This is a genomic window from Mycobacterium sp., assembly GCF_008709575.1.
Classification (GTDB): domain Bacteria; phylum Actinomycetota; class Actinomycetes; order Mycobacteriales; family Mycobacteriaceae; genus Mycobacterium.
The window spans coordinates 1-636 of record NZ_VYIK01000435.1; the positions used below are offsets into that span (position 1 = coordinate 1).

General features: G+C 70.0%; 1 pseudogene. It reads right to left on the reverse strand.

The window, feature by feature from the left end:
• Positions 1–487: pseudogene (locus F6Q13_RS19450) on the reverse strand (hypothetical protein); the annotation flags it as partial.
• Positions 488–636 lie beyond the last annotated feature (149 nt).

Here is a 636-nt window from a genome sequence, read left to right on the forward strand (position 1 = left end):
ATCCCAGCGACCGTAAGTTGTTGAGCAGCCACTGATCCCGAGCAGGCGTGAAGTCCGGCGACGGAGTAGCCGGCGGTGCGGGCGGCGGCTTGGGAGCCGGTGTCGGTCGCCAATGCCGAGCAGAAGGCAGATCTGCGAGCGGCGCCGCCACCCGCGGCGGCGGTTTCGGCTGCGACTGTGGAGCCGGCTTCGATGCCGCCCTCGGCGCCGGAGGCGATGGTGTCTGCTCCACGGGCACCGGTTGGATGACATAGTGACTGGCCGGTGCGGCGGGAGCGACGAGAACCACGACCGCGGCCACAGCCGCTATCGCCAGCGCGACCGCCGACAGTGCCGCGACGGCGACCACCGCTGTGCCGCCGGCGCCCTGGACCGGGGCCACGTCCCCCTGATCCTCGTCGGGTTCGTCTTGCCAGGCGTACACGACCTGCGTCGGGAGAGGGTCTATGGCCTGCGTGGCATCTCCGGCCGTCACGTCATCGCTCATGATCCGATTGTGCGCGCGGAGTCCGACAAGACCGTCGAGTTCGCCGGCGCGCCGAGGTAAGCCTGCACCGGGCCTGTTTCGCACCTCGAGGACCGTGGTCCCGGCTGGGTTCGAACCAGCGACCTTCCGCGTGTGAGGCGGACGCTCTT